This window comes from Niveispirillum sp., from assembly GCF_052437035.1.
Classification (GTDB): Bacteria; Pseudomonadota; Alphaproteobacteria; order Azospirillales; family Azospirillaceae; genus Niveispirillum.
In genome coordinates, this window is the sequence record NZ_JBQVOH010000062.1 from 1 (window position 1) to 523 (window position 523).

Annotated in this window: 1 protein-coding gene; it reads right to left on the reverse strand. The window is 69.4% G+C overall.

Annotated elements, in window-relative coordinates:
* Positions 1-26: 26 nt before the first annotated feature.
* Positions 27-523 (reverse strand): Bug family tripartite tricarboxylate transporter substrate binding protein (locus ACT6Q8_RS25675; RefSeq protein WP_444739503.1); only part of this gene is annotated, 497 nt, incomplete at its 5' end.

Consider the following 523-nt stretch of genomic DNA (forward strand, 5'->3'; position numbering starts at 1 on the left):
GGGGTTGTCTTCATGGCTCAGTCCCCTCAGTCCAGTTGAATGCCGGTCTGGCGCACCAGCTCGCCCCAGACCTCGCGGTCCTTCTTCAGGAAGGCGGCGAACTCTTCCGGTGTCTGCGCGCGGGTGCGCATGGCCATGGTCTGGTTCTGCTCGCGCATGGCGGGGGTCTGCATCGCGGCGGTGATCTGCGCGTTGAGCTTGTTGACGATGCCGCGCGGCGTGCCGGCCGGCGCCATGAGGCCGAACCAGGTGAAGGTGCCGGGGTCGCCCACGCCGGCCTCGGTCAGCGTCGGCACCTCGGGCAGCTGCGCGGAGCGCGTGGGCGCCAGCACCGCCAGGGCGCGCATCTTGCCGGCCTTGGCCTGCGCCACGATGCCGGGGTTGCCCACCGACACGTAGAGCACCTGGATGTCGCCCGTGAGGAAGGCCTGCATCATCGGGCCGAAGCCGTTGAAGGGCACGTGCAGCAGGTCGGTCTTGGTGGCGCGCTTGAGCCACTCCATGGTGAGGTGCGTGTCCGAGC